Source organism: Actinoplanes sp. M2I2 (genome assembly GCF_023544445.1).
In the GTDB taxonomy this organism is placed as follows: Bacteria; Actinomycetota; Actinomycetes; order Mycobacteriales; family Micromonosporaceae; genus Actinoplanes.
Map to the genome: position 1 here is coordinate 81,579 of NZ_JALPVJ010000015.1, position 25,151 is coordinate 106,729.

The following is a 25,151-nucleotide window of genomic DNA, read 5'->3' on the forward strand; positions in this document are numbered from 1 at the left end:
TCAGCTCCCGGCCGGGATCCACGGCTTCCACGTGGCCTCGTGCTCGTTCACCCACTTCTCGGCCGCCTGGTCGGCCGACATGCCCTGGTTGGTGAGGTAGTCCGAGACGAGGTTCTGGTCGTCGTTGGTCCACGTGAAGTTCTTGACGAGCTGGTAGGCGGGGCTGTTGCCGTCGGCGAACTTCTTGCTGGCGATCTTGTCGAGCACGTAGTCGGGATAGTCGCAGGCGACCTTCTTCGGGTCGGCGTCGCACCCGTCCTTGTACTCGGGCAGCTTCACCCGTACGTACTTCTCCTTGGCGAACAGCCACTGCGGCTCGTAGAAGTAGAAGAGCAGCGGCTTGGTCTGGGCCGAGGCCTGCTGCGCGGCCTTGATGATCGCCGCCTCGCTGCCCGAGTAGACGACGGTGTAGTCAAGCTTCAGGTTGCTGACCAGGGCCTCGTCGTTGGTCACGAAGGACGGGTCGCCGGCCAGGAACTGGCCCTTGCCCTTGGACTCCGAGGTCTTGAACAGATCGGCGTACTTGTCCAGGCTCTTCCAGTCGGTGATGTCGGGGTACTTGTCGGCCATCCACTGCGGCACGTACCAGCCGATCACGCCCTGGTTGCCGGTCGGCCCGACCTCGACCGCGACCTTCTTGTCCTCGATGTAGGTCTTCTTGAGGTCGGGGTGCCCCCAGTTCTCGACAATCGCGTCGACCTCGCCGGTCTCGAAGCCCTGCCAGGCGATCTCCTCCTTGAGCTCCTTCTTCTCGACGGTGTAGCCCATCTTCTTCTCGAGCAGGTAGGCGATGACCGCGGCATTCGCCTCGTAGCCGACCCACGGGTTGATCGCGAGGTTGACCGTGCCCTTGGCGCCCGCGCTCGGTTCGTCCTCCCCCGCGCCCGAGGTCGCGCCGCCGCAGGCGGTCAAGGTCGCTATCAGCGCCACCGCGGCGGCCGTCCGGAGTGATCTCATGTACGCGGTCCCTTCGAGTCGTGGAAACCCTGGGTCAAGCGGTCGAGCAGGATGCCGAGCAGCACGATGGCGAGTCCCGCGGCCAGGCCCTCGCCGAACAGCTCGCGCTGGGAGAAACCGGCGACGACGTCGTAGCCGAGGGCGCCCGCGCCGACCAGGCCGCCGACGACGACCATCGCGAGGACCATCACGATCCCCTGGTTGGCCGCGAGCAGCAGGCCGCCCCGGGCCATCGGCAACTGCACCTTCCAGAGCAGCTGGCGCGGGGTCGACCCGGCCGACAGGGCGGCCTCGACGACGGCCGGCGGCACGTCCCGCAGCCCCCGCTCGACCAGGCGCACGACCGGCGGGACGGCGAAGATGACGGCGGCGACGATCGCGGTGAAGCGGCTCGCGCCGAACAACGCCACGGCCGGCAGCAGATATACGAACGAGGGCATGGTCTGGGCCGCGTCGAGCAGCGGCCGTACGCCGGTGGCCAGCCGGTCGTGCCGGGCGCAGAAGACCCCGACGGCCACCCCGATCACCATCGTGATGACGATCGCGACCAGCACCGTGGCCAGCGTCTGCATCGTGTGCTGCCAGAGACCGAGGGCGGCCGGGCCGGCGGCGGCGAGCGCGGCGATCAGGGCCGCGCGCCGGCCGCTGATCAGCGTGCCGAACGCGGCCACGGCGGCCACGAAGAGCCACCATGGCGTCGTCACCAGCACGGTCTCGAGCGGGTCGAGCACGCCCGCGCTGACGCCGTTCTTGAGCCCCTCGGTGACGTCGTACCAGTGCAGCTCGATCCAGCCCACGAGGTCGTTGACCGGCGCCGCGAAGGAGTAGGTGGGCAGATCGCCGGCGTCCACGGTCACCAAGCTCGCGACGGCGACCACGACCAGCGCGACGCCCGCCCCGATCAGCCGCAGCCGGCGCTGCCGGTCGGTGCGGTGCACCCGGGTCCGGCGGGCGGCGTTCGTGGTGATCCGGTCGAGCACCACGGCCAGGATCACGATCGCCAGACCGGCGTCGAACGCCGCACCGACGTTCACCCGCTGCAACGCGCTCACGATGTTCTGCCCCAGACCGGGCGCGTCGATCAGCGCGGTGATCACGACCATCGACAGGGCCAGCATGATCGTCTGGTTGACCGCGAGCGCGATCGTCGTCCGGGCCAACGGCAGCCGCACCTTGGCCAGCAGCTGCCACCGCGTCGAGCCGAGCGCCGTGGCCGCCTCGACCGCGGTCGGCGACACCTCGGCGATGCCCAGCGCGGTGATCCGGATCGTGGCCGGCACTGCGTAGATCATCGTGGCGATCACCGCGGCCGGCTCGCCGATCAGGAAGAGCAGCGTCATCGGGGCCAGATAGGCGAACGTGGGCATGATCTGCAGGACGTCGAGCACCGGGCGCAGCGCCGCCCCGACCCACCGAACCCGCGCCGCCAGAATTCCGAGCGGCACCCCGATCAGCACCGAGAGCACCACGGCCGACAGTGTCAGCACCAGCGTGTCGACGCTCTGCTCCCACAGCCCGAGAACGCCGAAGGCCAGGAAGCCGCCGAGCGCGAGCAGCCCCGTACGCCATCCCGCGAGCACCGCCCCCAGCGCCGTGACCGCCGCGACCAGCCCCGCGAAGCCGAGCCCGGACAGCCCGGCCGCGAGGACGTCGACCAGCTGCCGCACGCCGAGCCGGGCGTAGTTGAAGCCGTAGAGGAACAGCGGGCTGGTGTCCCGGTTGTCGTCCACCCAGTCGCGCACGCTGTCGAAGAACCGGAACGCCCGGTCGTTGTCGTCGGCCGCCCCGTCCGTCCGGAACACCGCATAGGCGATCACCGTCGCGACGACCAGGACCCCGGCCGTCGTACGGGTCCGGAGGCGCCCCCGCCGGCGCGGCGCCACCGCCGCGCCGGCCACCGGTGTGGTCACCCGGCCGCCGCGAAGGACCGGTGGCACCGTCGCCGTCACGGCCGGCCCGCCCCGGACGGGCGGCTCACACCGGCACCTGGCGGTGGTGGCCGACCAGCGCGGGCACCAGCTGATCGGCGTCGACGACCCCCACGCGCTCGGCGCCGTCGACGACCGCGATCGGGCGGTCGGCCCGCAGCACCCGGTGGACCGCGTCGCGGATGACCGTACGGTGGCTCAGCGGCTCGTCCTCGCACAGCTCCCCGGCCGTGGCGTCGCGCATGATCCAGCGGAGCGTCAGCACGTCCGAGCGCGGCACGTCCCGGACGAAGTCGGCCACATAGGAGTCGGCCGGCGCGCCCACCAGCTCCTCCGGCGTCCCGACCTGGACCAGGGCGCCGTCGCGCAGGACGGCTATCCGGTCGCCCAGGGTCAGCGCCTCGGCCAGGTCGTGCGTGATGAAGACCAGCGTCTTGCCGACCTCGGCGTGCAGGCGGCGCACCTCGGCCTGCATATCCCGGCGGATCAGCGGGTCGAGCGCGCTGAACGGCTCGTCGAACAGCAGCACCTCGGGGTCGGCGGCCAGCGCCCGGGCCAGGCCGACCCGCTGCTGCATGCCCCCGGAAAGCTGGTCGGGGTACTGGTGCTCGTGCCCCTCGAGACCGACCAGGGCCAGCGTCGCGGCCGCCCGCCGGTGCCGCTCGGCGCGGGAGAGCCCCTGGATCTCGAGGCCGTACGCGACGTTGTCGAGCACCTGCCGGTGCGGGAGCAACCCGAAGTGCTGGAAGACCATCGCGACCTGCCGGCGGCGCAGCTCGCGCAGCCGCTTCGGGCTCATCGCGCGGACCGGCTCGCCGGCGATGCTGATCTCGCCGCTGGTCGGCTCGATCAGCCGGGTCAGACAGCGCACCAGCGTCGACTTGCCGCTGCCGGACAGGCCCATCACCACGAACACCTCGCCCGGCCGCACGTCGAAGCTGACGTCGCGGACGGCGGCGACACAACCCGTGCGGGCCCGCAGCTCGGCCGGGGTCAGATCGGCCAGCGGCGTCCCGGCAACCTGCTCGGCCCGGGGGCCGAACACCTTCCACAGGTTCGCGACCTCGATCATCGGCGCCATCCATCCGCCTCCCTATCCCCGCGGTCCGGTCAGCTCGGCGGCGATCAGGTCGGCCGCCCGTTCGCCGATCATCAGCACGGTCACCATCGGGTTCACCGACGGCATCAGCGGAAAGACCGACGCGTCGGCGATCCGGACGTTCGGCGCGCCGCGCAACCGCAGGTCGGGGCCGACCACCGCCCGCTCGTCGGTGGCCGCGCCCATCCGGCACGTGCCGGCCGGGTGATAGACGGTGTGGTGGGCTGCCCGCCCGTACGCCGAAAGCTCCTCGTCGGAACGCAGGGCCGGGCCGGGCGCGATCTCGCGGGCGATCCACGACGCGAACGGCTCGGTGGCGGCCACCTCGCGGGCCAGGCGCAGACCGTCCACGATGGTCCGCTCGTCGTAGCCGCCCGGGTCGGTGAAGTAGCGGAAGTCGAGCAGCGGCTTGGTCGCCGGGTCGGCGTCGGCCAGGCTCAACCGCCCGGCGCTGCGCGGGCGCGGGACGTTGGGCGTCATGCCGAAGCCGTGCTCGAGCACGTCGTAACCGAGCCGCTCGGTGTTGAACGTGAACGGGATCTGATAGAGGTGGAACATCAGATCGGGCCGGGTGGCGCCCGGCTCGCGGCGCACGAAGAGACCGGCGTCGGAGTCCATCGCGGACATCGGCGGGATCGGCCGGCTCGCCTCCCACAGGATCAGCGACTCGGGGTGGTCGAGCAGGTTCTCCCCCACGCCCGGCACGTCGATCGCGACGTCGATGCCGAGCTTCTCCAGGTCGGCGGCCGGCCCGATGCCCGAGAGCAGCAGCAGTCGCGGAGTGTCGATGGCTCCCGCGCACAGAACGTACTCGTGCCGGGCCTTCAAAACCTTGGTGCGGCCGTCCGCCCGCACCGAGACCCCGTTGTCCGGGTCGAGGTGGAACGCCCAGTGCCCGGTGAGGATCGTCAGGTTGGGCCGGTCGAGGTGGGGGTGCAGGTAGGCCACCGAGGCGGACGACCGGACGCCGGTCTCGGGGTGATAGCCGACCGGGAAGAACCCGGCGCCGTCGGCGAACGGCGCGCCGTTGAAGTCGTCGTGGACCGGGACCCCCAGCGCGCTGTGACACGCGGCGACGAAATCCTCGGCCAATGGGTTGCGGTCACGGGGCGCCACCGGGGTGATGTTGATCGCCAGCCGCTTCCACAAAGGCATCATTTCCTCGTACGACCAGCCGGCCGCGCCCGCCCCCACCCAGTCCGCGAAATCCTCGGGTGGCGGCAGAAAACTGATCATGGTGTTGTGCGACGAACAGCCACCCAGCACCCGCGCCCGGGCATGTCGCAGATGCGAGTTGCCGCGCGGCTGCGGGACGATCGGATAGTCGTAGTCGTACTCGCCCTCGAGCAGGTTGAGCCAGTTGCGCAACCGGAGAATCGCCTGGTCACCGACGTCGGAAGGGCCACCCTCGACCAGACAGACCCGCAGCTCGGGGTCGGCCGACAACCGGGACGCGACCACCGAGCCGGCCGTGCCGCCGCCGACGATCACCACGTCGTACTCGATGGTTTCCAGCTGGCGCCACCCTCCCCCGGACCGATGACAAAGAATCATCAGCCACGGTGGCGCCGGTCAATATCAACGACGGACTTTTACCTCTGTGCAACAAAGCGCCTCCCATCGATCACCGTCTTAACCGCGCTTATCCGCCGTTTTGTCGCCGCGCCGCCGCTCCCCGGTCCCGCCGCCCCGTCTCGCCGGCCGTGCCGCTCGAAGGACCTACGATCGGCTCGTGCGCTTCCTCGACGCCCCGACGCCGCTGGCCTTCGCCCACCGAGGGGGCGCGGCCGACGGCGACGAGAACACGGTCGAGTCCTTCGAACGCGCCGTGAAGCTCGGCTACCGCTACGTCGAGACCGACGTGCACGCCACCGCCGACGGGGTAGCGGTCGTCTTCCACGACAAGACGCTCGACCGCGTGACCGGCCAGGCCGGCCGGATCTCCTCGCTGACCTGGGCCGATCTCCAGTCCGTCCGCATCGCCGGCGCTGCCCTGGTGCCCCGCCTCGACGAGGTGCTCGCCGCCTGGCCCGAGGTCCGCTTCAACATCGACATCAAGGCCGACCCGGGCGTGGAGCCCACGGTCGAGACGATCCTGCGCTCGGACGCGGCCGGCCGGGTCCTGCTGGCGTCCTTCGACGACCGGCGCCTGACCCGGGCGCGGGCGCTGGCCGGCCCGACGGTGGCCACCTCGCTCGGCTCCCGCTCGGTGGCCCGCCTCCGCCTGGCCTCGCTGGCCGGCCTCCCGCTGCGCCTGCCGCCGTCGGTGGCCGCCGTCCAGGTCCCGCCGCGCCTCGGCCGGTTCCCGGTGGTCGACAAGCGATTCCTGGCCCTGTCCCACCGCCTCGGCCTCCAGGTCCACGTCTGGACGATCGACGACCCGGCCGAGATGAACCGCCTGCTCGACCTGGGCGTGGACGGCATCATGACCGACCGCCTGACCGTCCTGCGCGACGTCTACCTGACCCGGGGCCTCTGGCACTGACCGCCCGCCCACCACCCGCGCGAGAGTCGTCCGCCCGGATGCCGGACTGGACCGATGCGAGCAAGGTCGGCCCGTACGTGAAAAGCAAGACCCCTCGCCGAGCGCGCGGCCAGGGAGTTCGCCGAGGACGGCCGGTCGAGGACACCGTGACCGGCGCCGCCGAAAGCATGACCGGCCTCGGCCCGGTAACGGACAAGGGCGTCTTCAGGCACCACAACGCCTGGCCCAGCAATCGATGTCCGGCGCGGAAGAATGTGGGTCGAATACCCATACTGAAGCAGTTCTCAGGTAGTCCCCAGGTGGATCCGGCCGACCATGCTTTACATTTCTCGGTGGAGACGTGTCTCCGAGCGACCCCGGAGCGTCACCGGAGGCGCGGAGAGAAAAGGTCCAGCTCAGCAAAGTTTTTGCGATCTTGGTTGAACCGCCGACATCATCCGTTCGGATGATGTCCGGGGTTCGAGGGCCCGGCCATATTTCTTCTTTAAGTCTGGGCTAAGAATTCATCAAGTTCGCTGTCGGAATTGCATTCCGGCGGCGTGGCTCTTACCGTCTGGGAGCCGGTCGGAATGTGGGCCGACTGGATTCTGCGAAGATGAGGTATCACGCATGCGTAGGTCTGCTTACCGCCGCGCGGCCGCCACGCCGTCGGGACGCAACCGACGGTTGTTCGCGGTCGGAGCCGTGATCACCGCCCTGGGTGCAGCCGTCGGCTTCGCCCAGATCTCGGGCGCCGCCGAGAACGACCTGCCCGAGGGCAGCGGAGTCGGCAAGGTCGTGAACGGCCAGGTGATCCTGACCGACACGTGCGTCGACAGCAATCTGGCCGCGCACGACGGCTTCCAGCTGGGCAGTCGCTGTGTCTCCACCGAGTTCGGTGAGGTCGGCGAGGCCAAGGACAACCCGACCCTGCTCATCACCGAGGCGCCGCAGCAGGTGGCGCCCAACACCCCGTTCTCGCTGAAGATCAGCACCCGCAACCTGATCCGGGACCGCTTCCTCGCGGCCGGCAAGGGCGGCTACTACGTGGAGAGCTCGGTCCTGCGGGACGGTCTGGTCCGCGGCCACTTCCACACGGCCTGCCGCATGCTCGACAACACGAACGAGGCGCCCGCGCCCGAGCCGGTGCCGGCGTTCTTCGTGGCCACTGAGGACAGCAAGGGCGGCTCCTCCCCCGACGAGGTGGTCATCCAGGTGCCGGGCGTGCCCAGCGAGGGCACCGCGCAGTGCGCCTCGTGGGCCGGCGACGGCTCCCACCGCGTCCCGATGATGGTGCGGGCCAACCAGACCCCCGCGATCGATTCCGTACGCATCACCGTCCGCAACGGCGGCGCTGACAACGGCGGCGGCGACAACGGCGGTGGCGACAACGGCGGCAACCCCGGCGGTGGCGGCGACAACGGCGGCAACCCCGGTGGCGGCGACAACGGTGGCAACCCCGGCGGTGGCGACAACGGTGGCAACCCTGGCGGCGGCGACAACGGTGGCAACCCTGGCGGCGGCGACAACGGTGGGGCGCCGGGCAACCCCGGCGGCACCGTCGCGCCGACCAAGCCCCCGGTGGCCACCCCCACCACGCCGACGGTGAAGGACGAATTCACCCCTGACCCGACCAAGCCGGCCACCACCCCGACGAAGCCGACCAAGCCGGCGACCGGCGGCAACACCAGTAACGGCAACACCGGCGGCAACGGCAACACCGGCAACGGCAACGGCAACAGCGGTGACAACGGCAACGAGAACGCCGGCGAAACCGAGTCGGGCTCGAACGAGGGCACCGGCGGCGACACCCCGCCCACGACGAAGGCTCCCAAGCCCAAGCCGTCCAAGAGCGGCGCGGCCGGCGCCACCGACTACACCTACGACGACGGCCAGTTCAACTCGGGCAACAAGGCCCCGGTGGCCGACCAGGTCGCCCAGGTGCAGGCGGAAAGCGCCAAGAAGAACGACGACGGAAGCCTGCTCGCCAAGACCGGCTCCAACACGGTAGCCATGGTCGGCGGGGCCGCCGTCCTCCTGATGATCGGCCTGATCATCATGGCGCTGACCCGGCGCCGGCGCCTCCCGGGCAGCACCTGGGAGTAGGCACTCAGCAATCGCGAAGGGCGGCCCGCACGAGCGGGCCGCCCTTTTCGTGCCCACGGCCTGAGGACCGGCATACCGGGCTCGCCGACCGGCGAGCCGAAGTGAGGGTAGCCTTACCAACCGGCAACCGCCGCACAAGGAAGAGGGTTCAGCATGGCGAACAGGCCGGCACGAGCGGCGACCGAGGCCGTCGTCACCCGGGTGGAGCAGCTCACCCCGCACATGGTCCGGGTGGTCCTCGGCGGCGAGGCGCTCAAGAGCATCGAGGCGGGCGCCTATACCGACCACTACGTGAAGGCCCTCTTCCCGCTGCCCGGGGTCACCTATCCCGAGCCGTTCGACATGGGCCAGATCCGCGAGACGCTGCCCCGGGCGGACTGGCCAGCCGTCCGGACGTACACGGTCCGCAAGTGGCTTCCCGAGATCCCCGAGATGTGGGTCGACTTCGTCGTGCACGGCGACGAGGGCATCGCCGGGCCGTGGGCCGTCGGGGCCAAGCCCGGCGACCCGTTCCGCTTCATGGGTCCCGGCGGCGGTTACACCCCCGCCGCCGACAGCGACTGGCACCTTCTCGCCGGGGACGAGAGCGCCCTGCCGGCCATCGCCGCCGCGCTCGAGGGCATGCCCGCCGGCGCTTCCGTACGCGCGTTCATCGAGATCGACAACGCCGACGAGGAGCAGAAGCTCGAAGCCTCCGACGACGCCGAGATCACCTGGCTGCACCGCGACGGGCGGCCCGTCGGGGAGGCGCTGATCGAGGCCGTCCGCGGCTACGAGTTCCCGGCCGGCCGGATGCAGGCGTTCGTGCACGGCGAGGCGAACTTCGTCAAGGACCTGCGCCGCTATCTGAAGGTGGAGCGGGCCATCCCGATGGACCAGCTGTCGATCTCGGGCTACTGGCGGCGCGGCCTGAACGAGGACGGCTGGCAGTCGTCCAAGCGCGAGTGGAACCAGCAGGTGGAACAGGAGCAGGACCAGGTGTGACCCGGATCTTCGGGCAGTCGATGATGTGTAAGTGGTGACTGCCCCTGAAGACCTGACCAGAAAGAGCAGCCGCGCGGTCGCGCTGGTGGCCCTGCTGCTGGCCGCGGTGAACCTGCGGCTGGCCGTGACCAGCGTCGGCCCGGTGCTGGACGAGCTGCGCGACGGGCTCGCCATGAGCTCGACCGTCGCCGGGCTGCTGGCTTCCGTACCGGTGGTCTGCTTCGCCGCGGTCGGCCTGACGGCGCCGCGCCTGGCCCGGCGGTTCGGTGCGTCGCGGGTGATCCTGGTCGGGCTGGTGGTGCTCGCCGCCGGTCTCGCGGTGCGGCCGTTCGCTCCCGGCACGGCCCTGTTCCTTCTGCTCAGCCTGGTCGCGCTGGCCGGGATCGCGGTGGTCAACGTGCTGCTGCCCTCGGTCGTCAAGGATCGCTTCCCGGACCGCGTCGGGGCCACCACCGGCCTCTACACCGTGGCGCTCAACGTCGGCGCCACCGCCGCGGCCGCCACGACCGTTCCGCTCACCACCAACGCCTTCGGCGGCGACTGGCGGCTGGGCCTGGCCTGCTGGGCCGTGGTCGCCGTGCTGGCCGTGCCCTCGTGGCTGCCGCTGGCCCGCGAGCCGGTCGCGCGGCCCGCCGAGGTCCGGACCGAGGATCTCGTACGGGTGGGCCGGAACCCCGTCGCCTGGGCGCTGGCGGTCTATTTCGGCATGCAGTCCACCTCGGCGTACGTGATCATCGGTTGGCTCCCCCAGATCTACCGCGACGCCGGCGTCTCGGCCGAGCAGGCCGGCCTCCTGTTCGCCGCGACGTCGTTCCTCGGTGTGCCGCTGGGCTTCGGGTTGTCGGCCTTCGCCGGCCGGATGCGCTCGCAGAGCTGGATAGCGGTCGGCCTGGGCGTCTTCGGGTTCGCCGGCTACGGCGGCCTCTGGTACGACCCCGCGGCCGCGCCCTGGCTGTGGGCCGTGTTCCTGGGCATCGTCAACACCGCGTTCCCGCTGGTGCTGACAATGATCGCGCTGCGCGGCCGCACCCCCGCGACGGTGGTCCGCCTGTCGGCCTTCGCCCAGAGCGTCGGCTACATCTTCGCCATCCCCGGCCCGTTCCTGGTCGGCGCCCTGCACGACGCCACCGACGGCTGGCGGGCCCCGCTGGTGCTGATGATCTGCCTGATGGTCCCCCAGATCATCGCCGGCTACCTGGCGGGCCGCGACCGCCAGATCTGACCGCCCTCGCCTGTGGACAACGCGACGCACTCGTCGCCGCGATGCCCTACAGCCAGGGCCAAGAAAGCCTGAAGTATCAGCGCGTCGACGAGGCGATCGTTGTGCACAAGTCGTGCCAACACGGTCTTCCTGGTACCGATCGCGCGGTGATCGCGCTGGTCACGGCGTGGTTCTTTCGTCTTCGCCGAGACGTAACGATCGCAGGCGTCGCCTAACTCGGCCGGCGAGGATCACACCGAGCTTGGGCTGAAACCTGATCAGCTCAGCGTCCGGGTGACGGCCAATATGGGCCTTCACCTGGCCTTGCAACGCCTTCAACTGCGTGTTGAGCGTTTCCGACAAAGCGACCAGCACCCGGACCGAGGCGGCGTTGACGACCGCCGGTTGCGTGAGTTGCTCGCCGCGCAGCATTGCCTGGATCACCGCCGCCTTGCCCTCGATGTCATGACGGTGAGCACGCAGCAGGGCCGCGCCGATCGGAGTGATACTCAACGGGCCGCACTGTCCGGGGTCGGGGCCTTGGCCGGCGACTCGAGGGTGACAGCGGCGCTGAAGTCGGCCAAGGCGGTCAGCGCGGCCGGGAAGCACTCCCGCAGAGCGTGACGTAGCCGCTCTCTGTGGCAGGTCCGCTCCCAGATCAACGTCTTGTGCTCATCAGGGCGAGGGAGGCGGTGGCTCACCCGAAGATCGGCAACGCAAGAACGACAAGCCGAGCCGGGGCAGTCGATTACGGCGCTCGGGTGCGGCAGAGTCGGGCCATGGGCAACGAGGTCTGGGAGGTCGGCGACGCCTACGAGGCGTACGTCGGCCGGTGGAGCCGCAAGGTGGCCGCCGAGTTCGTCCGATGGCTGGCCGTCCCGCCCGGCGGCCGGTGGCTCGACGCGGGTTGCGGCACCGGCGCGCTCACCGAGGCGATCTTCGGCAGCGCCGACCCGGGCGCGGTGACCGGCGTCGACCCGTCGCGCGGGTTTCTGCGGCAGGCTCCGGCGCGGGCCACCCGAGTGGCCGGGGACGCGGCCGCCCTGCCGCTGGGTGACGGCCGCTTCGACGCCGTCGTCAGCGGCCTGGCGCTCAACTTCGTGCCGCGCCCGGCCGACGCGATCGCCGAGTTCGCCCGCGTTGCGCGGTCCGGTGCGGTCGTGGCCTCGTACGTCTGGGACTACGCGGCCGGAATGCGCATGATGCGCTACTTCTGGGACGCCGCCGCCGCAGTCGTCCCGTCCGCCGCCGACCGGGACGAGGGCCCGCGCTTCCCGATCTGTCGCGAGCCCGTCCTCCGGGCCGCCTGGGCCGCGGCCGGACTGCACGACGTCACCGCCCGGTCGATCGAGATCCCCACGGTCTTCCGGGACTTCGACGACTTCTGGCGCCCCTTCCTGGGCGGTCAGGGAGCAGCGCCGGCCTATCTGGCCACCCTCCCCGGCGCCGACCAGGCCGAGATCCGCGAACGGCTGCGCGCGAGCCTGCCGGTCTCCCCCAGCGGCGCCATTGCCCTGACCGCCGCCGCCTGGGCGGTCCGCGGCCACGCCGCCTGACCCGGGCGCCCGGGCCGGCGACCCAGACGGCCGGCGACCCAGGCGGCCGGCGACCCAGGCGGCCGGCGGCCCAGGCGGCGACGTGACTCAGGCGGCGAGGTGACTCAACCCGGTCGGAGCGCGGTCCGCGAACCGCCAGCGGATCCGGATCTGGCTGGTCAGCAGCAACTCACGCAGCCGGAGCGTGTAGACGACGGTTCCGTTCTCCCCGGGCGACTCGGTCGGCGAGAACCCCTTGATCCCCGCGTACGAGAGGCTCTCGGCACTCACCTCGGCGCCCAGCGAGGCCGGCAGCCGCAACGACATCGTCAGCGCCCTGGTCGGGAAACGAATGTCGCGCTGGAACCACTGACCCCACAGGCTGGCCGGCACGCGGTAGGAATACGTCACCCGCGTGCGCTCGCCCGGGTAGAGCGGGAACCGGGCCCGCGCGTTGCCGAAGACCAGAATCATCTTGAGGTACGCATCGGAGGAGCGCGTCACCCGCACCTCCATCGGCTCGGGGCGGTCATCGCCCGCGGAAGCCTCGAAGTCGAGATCGGAGAGCTGCAGCGGGCTTTCCTGGTAGAGCCGGCGGGACACGCCGGGCTGGTCGGGGAAGCGGTCGACGTCGACGCGCACGGGATAACACGTGACCGGCCTGTCCCCGACATTGCGGACGAACCGCTCGACCTTCGCGAAGTACCACCCGTCGGCGTACGTCAGGGTGGCGTTCTCCTCCTCGATGACGAGCGTGGCGGGCAGCATCGGGCTGGGCTCGTAGTCGCTGCGGACGACCGGGACGGGTGCGGGCTCGCCGGCAGCCTGCCGGCACTGCTCGTACCGCGAGATGATCTCTCCTCCGCTCGCCAGGACCGCCTCGGCGCGGCCGGCGAACTCGAAGGTCGGGTGGTGGCGCAGGCTCTCCACATGGCTGATGTACGACGGGTGGTAGCCCATCGACGCGGCGAGCTGCTTCTTGGACAGGCCGCGACGCGTACGCCAGTCGGTGAGCACCTGGGCGAACGCGGTGCGGGCCGCGAGCTCGAGTTGTGAGGTCATCACACACTCCTGAAGGGACGCTGTCCGGTCATGATGCCTGACGGGATACCGCCCGGCCAGAGGAGACAGTGTCACTTTACGAATTCGTCGGGTCACGAAGAGCTATTCACCATCGTACCGTCGCGGCCCCAGCGCAAGGGTTTCCCTGGAACCGCACGGTTTGATCCACCGGTCCTGCGGGGGCCGGCGCCGATGCGCCGGCCCTGCTTCGTGTCCGGTTATCCGGACTTTCCGGTACGAACAACGCGCGCAGCGGCGGCCCGGGTAGCGACTGCGTTGCCCGGCGTTGCTTCCCGGGTCCCCTTCTTCATCCGGCCCGGCCCGGCCCGATCGGTAGCGGTGACAGACACCGACCGAGAGGGTTCACCTTGAAGCGTTTCGTCCGCCGCGCCGCCGTCACCGCCGCTCTGATCGCCGTCCCGACGCTGTTCGGCGCCCCCGCGTTCGCGGCCGCCACCGCCGAGGCCCCGAGGAAGACCGCCGTCGTCGACCAGGCCGCGTACGAGACCGAGGTCGTCAAGCTGACCAACGTCGAGCGCACCGCCCGCGGCTGCACGGCCCTGCGGATCGACAGCCGCCTGGTCACCGCCGCCCGCGCGCACAGCACCGACATGGTGAAGGCCGGCTTCTTCGACCACACCGGCTCGGACGGCAGCAACTTCGTCACCCGCGAGGTCCGCGCCGGCTACCCCAAGCGCGACGCCGCCGCCGAGAACATCGCGTACGGCTACAAGACCCCGCAGCAGGTCGTGACCGCCTGGATGAACAGCACCGGCCACCGCAAGAACATCCTGAACTGCGCCAGCACCGCCGTCGGCGTCGGCCTCGCCTACAAGTCCGGCACCCCGTACTGGACCCAGAACTTCGGCCGCAACTGATCACTCCTGAGCAAGACGCCGCACAGCCTCGGCTGTGCGGCGTCTTTGTCATGGGCGACAGGGGTCGGCGTGACCGGATACGTAAAGGATGCGGCGCCGCGAGAACGGTTCGCTTTCGATCCGTCGACCATCCCGGACGATCGGCCGACCATTATTCGGCACGATGCCGGTGGCGGCCATTAAGTTGGCGGCCGGAACATTCACCGGAACGGGTGAGCACACGAAAATTCCGCGCCGGCGGAACGGCGCGGAAATCTGTATTCAGAGTTAGGGTGCCGCAACGCTTGGTGAGCAGTGCTACGGCACCCTCAAGCACGCACCGGAGAAGATTGACTTTGTGTAGGCACTTCCCAGCGGTGCGTGCCTATAGGTAGTCTCAGCGGTCAGGGATGGAGGTCGAATTCGCCATCCTTGGCCGAGTCCACAAAGGCGGACCACTCCGCGGTCGTGAACATGAGCGCAGGACCGGAGCGGTCCTTGCTGTCCCGGACGGCGACCCCCTGGTCGACGAACGCGACCTCGACACAGTTGTTTCCACCGTTGCCGTTGCTGCGACTGGCCTTCTTCCAGACCGCGCCGGTGAGAGCAGCAGGTGGCTGGTGCGTGAGCAACTCAAGCACCCCCCTTCATATGCGATTGTCTTTCGGAGCAGGTTGCTCCTCGGAGCTGGTTTGCTCTTCGGAGTGGTGTTGTCTCGAGCACTACGCGACGAGCAGGCTCTCGATCATCTTGATGGTCATTCGAGCATCCAGCGCGCGAGCGCTCAAATGCTCGAACTCTTGCCGGTAACGGACAACCTCAGAGGGTTGCTCTTCGTAGTAGTCTCCCGCAAGACCTTCAAGATAGACAACATCCAAATGGGTGGTCTCCCGAAACTCCAAAAGGGCCGCCGACCCGCCGAGGAACGTGTGTTCACCAGCATCGAAGGGCAAAATCTGCACCAACACATTGGGTAATTGTGCGACTTCTATCAGGTGCCGGAGTTGTTCGTTCATCACCGCGTTACCGCCCACCACCCGGCGCACCACCGATTCGTCGATGATGGCGGTGAGTTCGAGCGGCCGCGGCCCGCGCAGCCGGCTCTGCCGGGTCAGCCGGAGGTTCACCCGGCGGTCGGTCTGCTGTGACGACTCGTTCGACCGACCGGTACGGATCAGCGCCCGCATGTACGACTCGGTCTGCAACAGCCCGGGCACGAGGATCGGCTCCCAGGCGCGCATCGCGGCCGCCGCCGCCTCCAGGCCGACGAAGTTGCCGGGACGCATGATGTCCCGGTAGTCCGTCCACCACGTTCGCTCGCGGGACAGCCGGGCCAACTCGACCAGCGCGTCCCGATAATCCTGATCACCGACCCCGTACAGGGTCAGAAGATCTTTGACGTCGCGTGGCGTCACGGCCACCCGCGCGGTCTCGATGCGCGTGACCTTGGCGGCATGCCACTCGAAATGCCGTGAGACGTTCTCTTGCGTCAGCCCCGCTGCCTCGCGACACCGCTTGAGCTCCGCGCCCAGACGGCGACGGCGCAGGGTTGGCCCCTCATCAACGGACACCTGGACTCCCTCGGTCCTGATGAGACCGATAGTACGGGTCAGGCCTCCATGATCCAAACACGGAGCACCAAACAAAAAGTACTAGCCTTCTTGTATTGGCCCTTCGCCCGGGTACATGATGCGCGGACATCGAGTCACAACGTTTTCTACCCACAGTGATCATCACGGCCATGGTGACCACCGAATCGACCGAGCAACACAAGACGTTGTCTAAGGGGCGTGGCGGCGTGTTGGCTGACCAGTACTTCCTGATCGCACACGAGGACCGCACCGGCCGGTCCCGTCTCCATCCACGTGCGACCGGCCTGGGCCTGGCCGCCGCACTACTGGGCGAGCTGATCCTGGATGGACGGATAGGGATCTCCGACGGAGACCTGATCCTCCTCGACCGGCACCCACCCACCGACGCACTCGCGCACGACATCCTCGACCTGCTGATCGCACAACCACAGCATCGGGACGTCCGGATCTGGCTGGCCTTCCTCTCGCAGGACTCGGCAGTCAGGGTGGGCGAGCGGCTCTCCCGCCTCGGCGCGGTCGAGCCGGTCACCCGACGGCGCATGCTCTCCACCGAGACGCTTTACATGCCCAACAGCGCGGCCCAGCGCAACGCGGCCGCGTGGGCGCCGGCCCGGCTGGCCAACATGCTCGTCCGGGGCATCGGCATGAGCGTCAGCGATCGGTTGCTGATCGGCCTGATCGCCGCGACCGGGCTCACCCGGCACGTGCTCTACGACTTCGAGGCGCATCGGCACGCGTTCCAGTCGCTGTCCAGCGCCGTCGGATCGCTCCCGTCAGACCTTCGGGAGCTCATCGAATACACCGAGGCCTCCGTGGGCTCGGTGGTGACAGTCGGCCGGCGGTGAGCGGCACCGGGCGCCACCACCTCCGGGACAACAACTCTGATCATTGGGCCGGGAGGCTGCTGGTGGCACGTATGGAACCCGAAGAGCCGGACATCGTCTCGAAAGCGCTGGCCAAGAACAGGCTGGGCGTCCCTTCGGTGGTCTTCTTCGGCGTGGCGGGCGCGGCTCCGCTCACGGTGATCATCGGGTCGATCACGACGATCTACGCGATCATCGGCAGCACCGCGGTGCCGATCGCCTATCTGGTGACGGCGGGCCTGCTGTCCTTGTTCACGGTCGGCTTCGTCGCCATGAGCCGGCACATCGTCAACACCGGGGCGTTCTACTCGTACATCAGTCACGGTCTCGGCCGGATAGTGGGCGTGGGAGCGGCGTTCGTCGCCCTGCCCGCCTACTCACTCATGCAGATAGGCCTGTTCGGACTGTTCGGCTCGGTGGCCAGCGGCATCCTCGGCGCGTTCGGCTTCGCGGTGCCCTGGTACGCCTGCGCGATCGCCGCCTGGTTCGCCGTCGCCATCCTCGGCCTGCTCTGGGTCGACCTGAGCGGCAAGGTGCTGGCCGTCCTGCTCGTGCTCGAGATCGGCGTCGTGCTCATCTACGACCTCGTGATGATCAGCAACCCGGCCGACGGCCACATCACCTTCTCGCAGTTCTCCCCGGCGCCGCTGGCCACCCCGGTGGTCGGCATCCTGCTGGTGCTGGCGATCGCGGGCTTCGTCGGTTTCGAGGCCACGGTCGTCCTCTCCGAGGAGGCCAAGGACCCCAAGCGGACGATCGCCCGGGCGACGCACATCGCCGTGATCCTCGCCGGGGTGCTGTGCGCCCTCTCGGCCTGGGCCATGTCGGTCAGCACGGGCCCCGATCGGATCGCCGCGCAGGCCGCCCAGCACGAGACCGATCTGGTGTTCACGCTGGTCGGCCCGCACGTACCGGGCTTCCTGGTCGACATCGGCTACGTCCTGTTCCTGACGAGCGTGTTCGCGGCGCTGCTCGCGTTCCACGCCGCGGTGTCGCGCTACCAGTTCGCGCTCGGCCGTGAGGGCGTGCTGCCGGCCGCGTGGGGGCGCACCCACCCGCGTACGGGGGCTCCGCTCCTCGGCTCGATCACCCAGAGCGTGCTGGCGATCATCGTGCTCAGCCTGTACGCGCTCGTCGGGTCCGATCCGCTGGTCTTCGTCTTCGCGTGGCTCACCACGATCGGCGGGCTCGGGGTGCTCATCCTCATGTGGGCGGCGTCGGCCGCGGTGCTCGCCTTCTTCATGAGGAACCGGCGCGGTGAAAGCATCTGGAAGGCCTACATCGCACCGGCGACGGCCTTCCTGCTGCTGACAATCGTCCTGGCCGCCACCTGTATCGGTTTCGGGGAACTGCTCCAGGTCGACGGGGATTCGCCGTTCCAGTGGCTCGTGCCGGCTCTGTATCTGACCATTGCCCTGATCGGCTTCGTCTGGGCGATCATCATGCGGGCCGCCCGCCCCGAGGTCTACGCGGCGATCGGCCGGGGCACCGAGGGCCGGGTCAATGCCGTTCCCGACAGTTCGATGTTGCGAGCGCTGCACGCCGATCCGGTGGGCGCCCGCAGCGGTTATCCGTACTGATCTTTCCCACGCCGGTTCCCCCACCGTGTGGGAAGAGGAAACGCCGATCGACCAGCAGAGGAGTTGCCTATGACGTAAAGGTTTCCCCCAGCTCCGCGGCAGACCGTCACCTTTCGGGACGGCCTGCCGCGCTGTGCGCCCGGGTCTGCGGCGCCGTGGCTCGCTAAGCCGCTGAGGGGAACTCGTAGAGCCAGTACGACTGCTGGTCGATGCGGGTGAACTTCATGTTGTCGCTCAGCCGGCTCACCATCATCCGGAACACCCGCGACATCCGGCGCACCTCGTCGTTGTGGCTGCAGATGTCCAGGCAGACCAGGCCGTTCTGAGCCGACGCGACCATGTACATCTGCTCCACCAGCTGGGCGAACGCCTCGCGACCCTGAGCGTGCGGGCTGACCGCGACGAAGCCGATGTACCAGATCTTGCGAGAGTGATACTGCTCCGGCCAGTGCCGCTCGAAGTACTGCGGCGCGATCAGCGGCACCGCATCGAGATCGTTCGTGTAGGTGGCCACGCCACAGATGGTGCCGTCGTCATCGAGGGCAAGGTACTTGTCGACTCGTGGATCAGCCATTACCTGGTCGAACTCTTCGCGGAACATCAGATGCCGCTGTACGGCCAGGTGGTTCAGCTCCTCGAAAGCATCCCGGTACATGGTCCACATGATCTCGTGGATCGCTTGATCGGTGATCCGGTCGATGACTTTGATAAGCATGTTCGGCTCCCCCGCAGGCCGCCGCCAGGTCGGCCCGCTTGTCGCACTCATCTTGATCGATGACTGTTGACCATCAGAGTACGAAGAGTGACCTCGATAGAACAATGAGTAGGCGGCGATTGAATGTGCCAATTCATCGCCCGAACGCGCCGAGTGCCCGATTTGCCGTGCAACTTGCAGTGGCCGGCATGGATTCGTCCGTCTGTCCAACATGTAGTGCAGGACGCCGAGTACTAGACACGGTGCGCATTACCGCTGGTGTAAGCCCTGATGCGGGACGCCGTTGGCAAAGATCAATGCGAATCACGTTCGAAAGATCAAATCAATTGCCCAAGATCCTTCAGGGCCGTATTCAGCGTACCGATTCCGGGCCACCAATTACAGTGAGTGACTAGTGTGAGCTCGCCTCACGCCGCAGCAACCCGTCGACGCTGTGCGGCGCCACCTCGTGCAACACGATCGACGTGGAGGTGCGGACCACGCCCGGGGCGGCCACGACCAGATTCGTGATCCGATACAGATCGGCCGTGTCCTGAGCGACGATCCGGACCAGCAGGTCACCGTCGCCGGTCGTCGCCAGGATCTCGACCACCTCGGGGATCCGCACGATCTGCTGGGCGGCCAGGTCACCCTGGCGCTGGCTCAGCGACAACGTCATGAAAGCCATCAACGGGTAGCCCAGGGCGGCCGGCTCGACCCGGCGCGAGTAGGCGCCCAGCGCGCCCGACTCCCGCATGCGCCGCAGCCGGGCCTGGACGGTGTTGCGCGACATCGAGAGACGCTCGGCCAGGGCGACCACGGTGGCGTCGGGGTCGGCATCCAGGGCCAGCAGAATGCGCGCGTCGGTGGCGTCCAGAGATCGCATCGTTGCCATCCTCCCCCGTCGACGGCCATTCTCCTGGGCACACCGCACAGGAGGCAAGCACATCGCAGGGCAGGATGCTCAACCCCGGCCGGTCTGCCAGCCGGGCGCGTCCCGGCGCTCGATCACCGGGAAGACGCTGGAGTAGTGCTGCCACGCGGGCCGGGGCGGCGCCTCGGTCAGGGCCAGCAGGCGAGCCAGGCCCTGCAGGGCGTCCAGCAGGGCCTGGTGCAGCCGGGGGTCGGTGACCAGACCGCGGTCGTCGACCGCCCCCGGGTCGATCGGCAGGCGGATGCACGCGGCCCGGAGGACCTTGGCGCTGGCGTGATCCAGAACGGTCTCGAGGGTGGCCCGCGCCCCGTCGTCCTCGTTCGCGTGGGCCAGCGACAGCCAGGCCACCGGTTTCCCGGCGAGCAGGTTGTCGTCGATCAGCCAGTCGAGCAGGTTCTTCAGGGCGCCCGGCACCGAACCCCCGTACTCCGGCGTGCTGATCAGCACGGCATCCGCGATGCGCACCTGGTGGCGCAGCAGCACGACGGTGTCATGCGGTTCGGTCTCACCCGGCACGTACGCGGGCACGGTGCGCAGCCCCTCGAAGAGTCCCGCGTTGATGTCCTCCGGCGCGTGCCAGGCGGCGGTGCGCAGGGCGGCGGTGTGCAGGGAGTCCTCGCGGGTGCTGCCCGAGATCAGCAGGATGCGGGTCATGCCGCAGAGCCTAGAGCGCCCCCGTTACGGCACTCGGCCTCACGCCCCGCAGATGAGACTGATCTCCTCGGCGACGAGCTGGACGCCGCCCGGACGAGTGGTCGCGGAGTCGGCCATCGGCTGGTCACGGCCGGGCTCGTCGTCGCCGGCCTCGTGGTGACCCGGCCCGTGGTGACCCGGCCCGTGGTGACCCGGCTCGTGGTGACCCGGCTCGTGGTGACCCGGCTCGTGGTGACCCGGCTCGTGGTGACCGGGCTCGTCGTCGCCGGCTTCGGGCCCGGCCCGCTTGACGTCGACCTTGTGGACGCCGGCGCCCGGCTTGAGGTCGGCCACGGTGGCCGGGGCGGCGCAACCCCTGCGGTGCCACGAGAACTCCGTCTCGCCGGTCACCGTGACGGTCACGACCGGACCTTTCGGGTACGTCAGCGTCAGCGAGCCGGTGCCGGTGTCGAACGACGTCACCACGGCCCGGGCCTGCCGCACCGGGTCCTTGATCTTCGGCCGCTTGTCGTCGCCGTCGCGAACGCCGTCACCGTCGGTGTCGGACCGCGACGGGTTGGTGCCGGCCTTGAACTCGGCCAGGTTGGGCAGCTTGTCGCGGTCCTTGTCGGCCCTGGCGTCGTTCTTGCGGGTGTTGAGGCCGTTGGCCTTCTCGTAGGCGTCCGGCATGCCGTCGCGGTCGGTGTCCCTTGCGGCCTGCGACTTCTTGGCGGCCAGGGCCGCACCGGAGACCGGCACGGTCGTGAGAGTGACGGCAGCGGTGGTGGCGACGGCCAGCCACAGGTTCCGGCGCAGGCGCATGGGAATCCTTCTTCCGAGCCGGGCGGTCGGGGGGTGACGCACCGGTCACTGATCACGTTAAGTCACGCATCCGTGGCCGCGCGCACTCCGGCGGCGTCCGCTACCGAACAACTCCGGTCCTGCTCCCCGCGGGGTGGCCGGCCCGGCGCTCAGATCGGTGCGGGCTCGCCGAGCTCGTCCAGATACTCGGCCGGGGCCGTGCGGAAGTCCTCCTCGACCGGCAGGGCGGCATCCCGGACGGCGCGGTGCCAGGCGGCGGCCTTGGGGACCCGGGCCACCCGGCAGGCCAGGCCGGCCGAGCGACGCAGCGCCGGCGGCGGGGCCAGATCGGACCAGACCGACAGGTAGGCGTCGCGCAGACGCAGCAACTCCGGCGGCGAACACTCCAGGAGGAACGAGGCGGATTGCAGCGCGACCAGCAGACAGCCGAAGGGATGGGCCACGGCCGAGTCGCCCCAGTCGAAGAAGCGCAGCCCCGGGAACACGTTGTCGTCGTGCAGGTCGTCGTGCTGCAGCGACGACGGGATGCCATCGGCGGCCAGTTCCGCACACCACCCGGCGAACTCGGCTTCGTCGACCACCCGGGCCGGGCGTACGTCCGGGGAGGCCAGCAATGAGCGGAGCACACCCGGCAGCCGGGCCGGCCGCATGTCGGGCACGCCCAGCGACACCATTTCGGCGGCGTGCGGCACCAGCGTGCGCTGCAGGGAGGCGTACGCCCGGAGCATCTCCTCCCAGGCCCGCAGCCGCTCCTCCCGGCCGGCGGTGGCCAGCGACTCGCGCAACGTCAGACCGCGGTCGGCGGTGAGCAGCCAGCCCCGGGAGGCATCCACCGCGAGGGGCGCGAGCACGAGGTCGGGGATCCAACCGGCGAGAGCCGACACCAGCCGTGCCTCGTAGGCGCACTCCGGGGTGTTGGCCTTGAACCAGCGGCGCCCGGCCGAGGTCGGCGCGAGAAGGGTGACCGACCACGGTCGTACCCGGGTCTGCTCGATCTCCCCGGTCACCGGCGTGCCGAGCGCTGCCGACGTCGACGTGATCCAGTCCCGGGCCGACGCCTGCCACCGCGGGTCCAGCCAATCGTCGGCGCGCATCCTCGCCAGGCTAACGGTTGAACGAAGGGGAGGCCGGCACGCTATCCGGCGATCCCGGCGGCCTGGTAGGAACGGGCGACGATCTCGCGCAGCGCGGCCTGGTCGGCCCGGTCGACGCGCTTCACGTACAGGCAGCCCTTGCCGTGGGTGTGCGGGCCGAGACGGTCGAGCAGATCGGCGTACGAATCGAGATAGCCCGTCAGATACAGGACCGTCTGCGCCTTCCGCGGCGCGAAGCCGACCGCGGCGACGTCCCCCTCGCGGCCCGACTCGTATCTGTAGTGCCGGGAGCCGAAGCCGACGATGCCGCCGCCCCACATCGCCGGCGCGGCCCCGGTGACCTCGGCCATCAGGTCGACGAGCAGGCGCGCGTCGCGCCGGCGCTGCTCGTCCGCGATCGTCTCGAGAAAGACCTCGACGTCACTCACCAGCCCACCCTCGCACGAAACCGACCCGCCGGAACCTTCCGTAACCCGTCCGGTTCAGGTCTTCACAAGTTGGCGCCCACTTGGGGCACTCAAGTTCTTCTTTCAGACGTATGGTGATCGCTCCTGACGCTCCTATGAGGAGGAACCTTGAAACTCCATCTCAAGCGCGCTTTGCGAGGGCTGGCGGCCGCCGTCATCGTTGCCACCGGGGTCGGAGTTGTCCCTCAGGCGGCGCAGGCCAACGGTCTCGGCAACTGGTTCTGCCCCGACCCGACCCGAGCCGACTGGCTCAACGTCTGCCTCTACAACAACACCAGCCTTCAGGTGGCCAACGGTTTCTGGCGTCGCTCCTGGGGTCAGGTGGGCACCGGCTGCCAGAACCTGTCACTGCACACCTGGACGACCGGTGGCTCGGTGAACGATGCGGCTTCCAGCCTCGGCGTGACGGTCCGCACCGACACCGGCGCCTATCGGGTGCGGTTCTACCAGTGGACGAACTGCTCGTCCGCCAACGGGTACTTCGACCTGATCGTCTCGGGCAGCGGTGTCGACGCCCGTACCATCGTCGACCTGAGCGGCCCCGGCTGGAACAACGAGATCGGCTCCGTCCAGATCTTCGTCGCCTGAGTTCGCCGTCCCACCGCTGCGTCGCGTCCCTTACTCGCGGATCAGGGCGGGCAACACCAGGACCATCGTCGTCGACCAGGTGATGTGGGTCAGGATGGGGGCGAGAACGCCACCGGAGGCCCGCCGTTGCAGGCCCAGGATCAGGCCGAGCACGAAGGCGGCGAAGACCAGCATGAGGTTTCCGGTGGCGACCGTCGCCGCCGCGTAGATCACGGTGGAAATGAGGACGGCGTGCCGCCGGCCGATCGCCGCGAACAGCGCGCCGCGGAAGAAGACCTCCTCGGCCACGCCGTTGAGCAGCGTGACCGCCACGATCGGCACGATGGCGCCGTACCGGGCATGGTCCAGCACGCTGTTGACCAGCTCGCGCAGCGGCGGCACCTCGCGGACGACGAGCGAGCCGGACACGAAGACGGCGCCCAGCACGAGCCCGGTGACGATCGGCGTGACGATCGGGCGCCGCAGCCGGTCGCGGAACGGTATGCGGCCCAGGTGCAGCGGCCCGGACAGCAGCGCTCCGGTGACCCAGGTGAGCGCCACCAGCACGGTGAGCAGGTAGAAGATGTTGTCGCCGGGGCGTACCGACAGGGAGATCCCCAACAGGACGGCGCCGATCAGCAAGGTGATCGCGACGACGACGCGACGCCTGCGGAACTCCCGGTCGGTCTGGTGGTGGTCGCGTTCGACCTGGTCGATCAGCGACGGACCCACGGCCCGTCGCGCGCGGCTCAGCCAGGCTGACGTCACCGGGTCGCCCGCGATTTGTCGTGCCGGCCGGCCCGCTCGCGGTCGGCCAGGGCGAGCCGCACCGCCTCGTCGTAGCCGAGAGGCGTACCGGGGACGAGCCGCAGGATGGCGTCGTCCCGCACCACCACCTCGGTGGACATGGAGTCGACCAGGTTGCGGGCGGTCGCCAGGTCGACGTCGGTGACGAACTTGAGCCACGCCGACGACAACCGCGGGGTCAGCAGCGGCACGGTGAGGTTGGGCAGCCGGCCGCCACGAATCTTGGCGACGCGCTGCAGCATGTCGATATAGCGCAGCACCTCCGGGCCGCCGATCTCGTACGTACGACCGCGGGCCTCGACCGGCTCGAGCACCCCCGTGAGATAGCGCACCGCGTCCGGCAGGGCGATCGGCTGGGTCCGGGTGCGCACCCAGCGCGGGGTCACCATCGCCGGCAACCGGTGGGCGAGTTGCCGGGTCATCTCCCAGGAGATGCCGCCGTGCCCGATGACCACCGCGGCCCGCAACACGGTCACCGGCACCGACCCGGCCCGGAGGATGTCCTCGACCTCCCGCCGCGACCGCAGATGCGCCGACAGCTTGCCGTCGTTCGCGCCCAGCCCACCCAGGTAGATGATCCGTTCCACCTGAGCCGCGGCCGCAGCCTCGGCGAAGTTCCGGGCGGCGTCGGCGTCCCGGCGCTCGAAATCGGCCGACCCCAGGGAGTGGACCAGGTAGTAAGCCACATCAACCCCGGCGAACGCCGTGGCCAGGCTGCCGGGATCGGACACGTCCGCCGCAACCGGCTCCCCGGCGCCGTGGTAGTCCTGCGGGTGCCGGGTCATGGCGCGCACCCGGTAGCCCTCCTCGGCCAGGCGCGCAGCCACGTGGGAGCCGATGAAGCCGGACGCGCCGCTTACCAGAACCGTCTTGGTCACCGGCTCCTACTACCCCGGGCGACACCG

General features: G+C 69.5%; 25 protein-coding genes. 9 read left to right on the forward strand and 16 right to left on the reverse strand.

Annotated elements, in window-relative coordinates; genetic code table 11:
- From HJC40_RS29010 to HJC40_RS29025, 4 genes are all read right to left on the reverse strand, one after another.
- Positions 1-957, reverse strand: coding sequence for an ABC transporter substrate-binding protein (locus HJC40_RS29010; protein ID WP_250005854.1), 957 nt, complete (start codon positions 955-957; stop codon positions 1-3).
- The gene (locus tag HJC40_RS29015; protein ID WP_250005856.1) at positions 954-2,867 is read right to left on the reverse strand and encodes an ABC transporter permease subunit; all 1,914 of its coding nucleotides are present in this window, start codon (positions 2,865-2,867) and stop codon (positions 954-956) included. The genes HJC40_RS29010 and HJC40_RS29015 overlap by 4 nt, the downstream gene beginning before the upstream one ends.
- Before the next feature lie 64 nt (positions 2,868-2,931).
- Positions 2,932-3,966, reverse strand: coding sequence for a glycine betaine/L-proline ABC transporter ATP-binding protein (locus tag HJC40_RS29020; protein WP_250005858.1), 1,035 nt, complete (start codon positions 3,964-3,966; stop codon positions 2,932-2,934).
- Positions 3,967-3,978: 12 nt separating this feature from the next.
- Positions 3,979-5,538, reverse strand: coding sequence for a GMC family oxidoreductase (locus HJC40_RS29025; RefSeq protein WP_250005860.1), 1,560 nt, complete (start codon positions 5,536-5,538; stop codon positions 3,979-3,981).
- 178 nt (positions 5,539-5,716) lie between these two features.
- On the opposite strand from HJC40_RS29025, the gene HJC40_RS29030 reads away from it, so the two are divergent.
- The 4 genes from HJC40_RS29030 to HJC40_RS29045 all read left to right on the forward strand — a co-directional run bounded on the left by HJC40_RS29030 (position 5,717) and on the right by HJC40_RS29045 (position 10,760).
- Positions 5,717-6,469, forward strand: coding sequence for a glycerophosphodiester phosphodiesterase (locus HJC40_RS29030; protein WP_250005862.1), 753 nt, complete (start codon positions 5,717-5,719; stop codon positions 6,467-6,469).
- A gap of 609 nt (positions 6,470-7,078) precedes the next feature.
- Positions 7,079-8,554 (forward strand): hypothetical protein, encoded by a 1,476-nt coding sequence (locus tag HJC40_RS46300; RefSeq protein ID WP_308200957.1) that lies wholly within the window; start codon positions 7,079-7,081, stop codon positions 8,552-8,554.
- A 153-nt stretch (positions 8,555-8,707) separates the two neighbouring features.
- Positions 8,708-9,538: a siderophore-interacting protein gene (locus tag HJC40_RS29040; protein WP_250005864.1), complete on the forward strand. Its 831-nt coding sequence runs from the start codon at positions 8,708-8,710 to the stop codon at positions 9,536-9,538.
- Positions 9,539-9,572: 34 nt separating this feature from the next.
- Positions 9,573-10,760 carry an MFS transporter gene (locus tag HJC40_RS29045; protein ID WP_250005866.1) on the forward strand — a complete coding sequence of 396 codons (1,188 nt, stop codon included), beginning with the start codon at positions 9,573-9,575 and terminating at the stop codon, positions 10,758-10,760.
- Positions 10,761-10,919: 159 nt separating this feature from the next.
- Here HJC40_RS29045 and HJC40_RS29050 read toward each other — a convergent pair whose 3' ends face one another.
- Positions 10,920-11,252, reverse strand: a complete 333-nt coding sequence (locus tag HJC40_RS29050; RefSeq protein ID WP_250005868.1) for a hypothetical protein — start codon at positions 11,250-11,252, stop codon at positions 10,920-10,922.
- A 266-nt stretch (positions 11,253-11,518) separates the two neighbouring features.
- Between HJC40_RS29050 and HJC40_RS29055 the strand changes: the two genes are divergently transcribed.
- Positions 11,519-12,295 carry a class I SAM-dependent methyltransferase gene (locus HJC40_RS29055; protein WP_250005870.1) on the forward strand — a complete coding sequence of 259 codons (777 nt, stop codon included), beginning with the start codon at positions 11,519-11,521 and terminating at the stop codon, positions 12,293-12,295.
- Positions 12,296-12,382: 87 nt separating this feature from the next.
- On the opposite strand, the gene HJC40_RS29060 is transcribed toward HJC40_RS29055, so the two are convergent.
- Complete coding sequence (locus HJC40_RS29060) at positions 12,383-13,336, reverse strand: helix-turn-helix transcriptional regulator (RefSeq protein WP_250005872.1); 954 nt, start codon at positions 13,334-13,336, stop codon at positions 12,383-12,385.
- A 368-nt stretch (positions 13,337-13,704) separates the two neighbouring features.
- Between HJC40_RS29060 and HJC40_RS29065 the strand changes: the two genes are divergently transcribed.
- Positions 13,705-14,214, forward strand: coding sequence for a CAP domain-containing protein (locus tag HJC40_RS29065; protein WP_250005873.1), 510 nt, complete (start codon positions 13,705-13,707; stop codon positions 14,212-14,214).
- Positions 14,215-14,597: 383 nt separating this feature from the next.
- Here the strand turns inward: HJC40_RS29065 and HJC40_RS29070 are convergent, their stop codons facing one another.
- The gene (locus HJC40_RS29070; protein WP_250005874.1) at positions 14,598-14,834 is read right to left on the reverse strand and encodes a DUF397 domain-containing protein; all 237 of its coding nucleotides are present in this window, start codon (positions 14,832-14,834) and stop codon (positions 14,598-14,600) included.
- Between the two features lie 81 nt (positions 14,835-14,915).
- Positions 14,916-15,764: a helix-turn-helix transcriptional regulator gene (locus tag HJC40_RS29075; protein WP_250005875.1), complete on the reverse strand. Its 849-nt coding sequence runs from the start codon at positions 15,762-15,764 to the stop codon at positions 14,916-14,918.
- Between the two features lie 170 nt (positions 15,765-15,934).
- On the opposite strand from HJC40_RS29075, the gene HJC40_RS29080 reads away from it, so the two are divergent.
- The gene (locus tag HJC40_RS29080; protein ID WP_250005876.1) at positions 15,935-16,630 is read left to right on the forward strand and encodes a GPP34 family phosphoprotein; all 696 of its coding nucleotides are present in this window, start codon (positions 15,935-15,937) and stop codon (positions 16,628-16,630) included.
- Between the two features lie 71 nt (positions 16,631-16,701).
- Positions 16,702-18,228 (forward strand): APC family permease, encoded by a 1,527-nt coding sequence (locus tag HJC40_RS29085; protein ID WP_250005877.1) that lies wholly within the window; start codon positions 16,702-16,704, stop codon positions 18,226-18,228.
- 163 nt (positions 18,229-18,391) lie between these two features.
- On the opposite strand, the gene HJC40_RS29090 is transcribed toward HJC40_RS29085, so the two are convergent.
- The 6 genes from HJC40_RS29090 to HJC40_RS29115 all read right to left on the reverse strand — a co-directional run bounded on the left by HJC40_RS29090 (position 18,392) and on the right by HJC40_RS29115 (position 22,833).
- A complete protein-coding gene (locus HJC40_RS29090; RefSeq protein ID WP_250005878.1) occupies positions 18,392-18,943 on the reverse strand; it encodes a GNAT family N-acetyltransferase in 552 nt (183 codons plus the stop codon).
- A gap of 391 nt (positions 18,944-19,334) precedes the next feature.
- Positions 19,335-19,808: an Lrp/AsnC family transcriptional regulator gene (locus HJC40_RS29095; RefSeq protein ID WP_250005880.1), complete on the reverse strand. Its 474-nt coding sequence runs from the start codon at positions 19,806-19,808 to the stop codon at positions 19,335-19,337.
- A gap of 78 nt (positions 19,809-19,886) precedes the next feature.
- A complete protein-coding gene (locus HJC40_RS29100) occupies positions 19,887-20,510 on the reverse strand; it encodes an NADPH-dependent FMN reductase (protein WP_250005881.1) in 624 nt (207 codons plus the stop codon).
- Between the two features lie 39 nt (positions 20,511-20,549).
- Positions 20,550-21,311 carry a hypothetical protein gene (locus HJC40_RS29105; protein WP_250005883.1) on the reverse strand — a complete coding sequence of 254 codons (762 nt, stop codon included), beginning with the start codon at positions 21,309-21,311 and terminating at the stop codon, positions 20,550-20,552.
- 149 nt (positions 21,312-21,460) lie between these two features.
- Entirely contained in the window at positions 21,461-22,405 is a 945-nt protein-coding gene (locus HJC40_RS29110; RefSeq protein ID WP_250005885.1) for a phosphotransferase family protein, read from the reverse strand.
- Between the two features lie 41 nt (positions 22,406-22,446).
- Entirely contained in the window at positions 22,447-22,833 is a 387-nt protein-coding gene (locus tag HJC40_RS29115) for a DUF1801 domain-containing protein (RefSeq protein ID WP_250005887.1), read from the reverse strand.
- 147 nt (positions 22,834-22,980) lie between these two features.
- On the opposite strand from HJC40_RS29115, the gene HJC40_RS29120 reads away from it, so the two are divergent.
- Complete coding sequence (locus HJC40_RS29120; protein WP_250005889.1) at positions 22,981-23,460, forward strand: hypothetical protein; 480 nt, start codon at positions 22,981-22,983, stop codon at positions 23,458-23,460.
- A 30-nt stretch (positions 23,461-23,490) separates the two neighbouring features.
- On the opposite strand, the gene HJC40_RS29125 is transcribed toward HJC40_RS29120, so the two are convergent.
- Both HJC40_RS29125 and HJC40_RS29130 read right to left on the reverse strand, forming a co-directional pair.
- Entirely contained in the window at positions 23,491-24,207 is a 717-nt protein-coding gene (locus HJC40_RS29125; RefSeq protein ID WP_250005891.1) for a type II CAAX endopeptidase family protein, read from the reverse strand.
- Positions 24,204-25,124, reverse strand: a complete 921-nt coding sequence (locus tag HJC40_RS29130) for an NAD(P)H-binding protein (protein WP_250005893.1) — start codon at positions 25,122-25,124, stop codon at positions 24,204-24,206. The genes HJC40_RS29125 and HJC40_RS29130 overlap by 4 nt, the downstream gene beginning before the upstream one ends.
- Between the last annotated feature and the right edge of the window lie 27 nt (positions 25,125-25,151).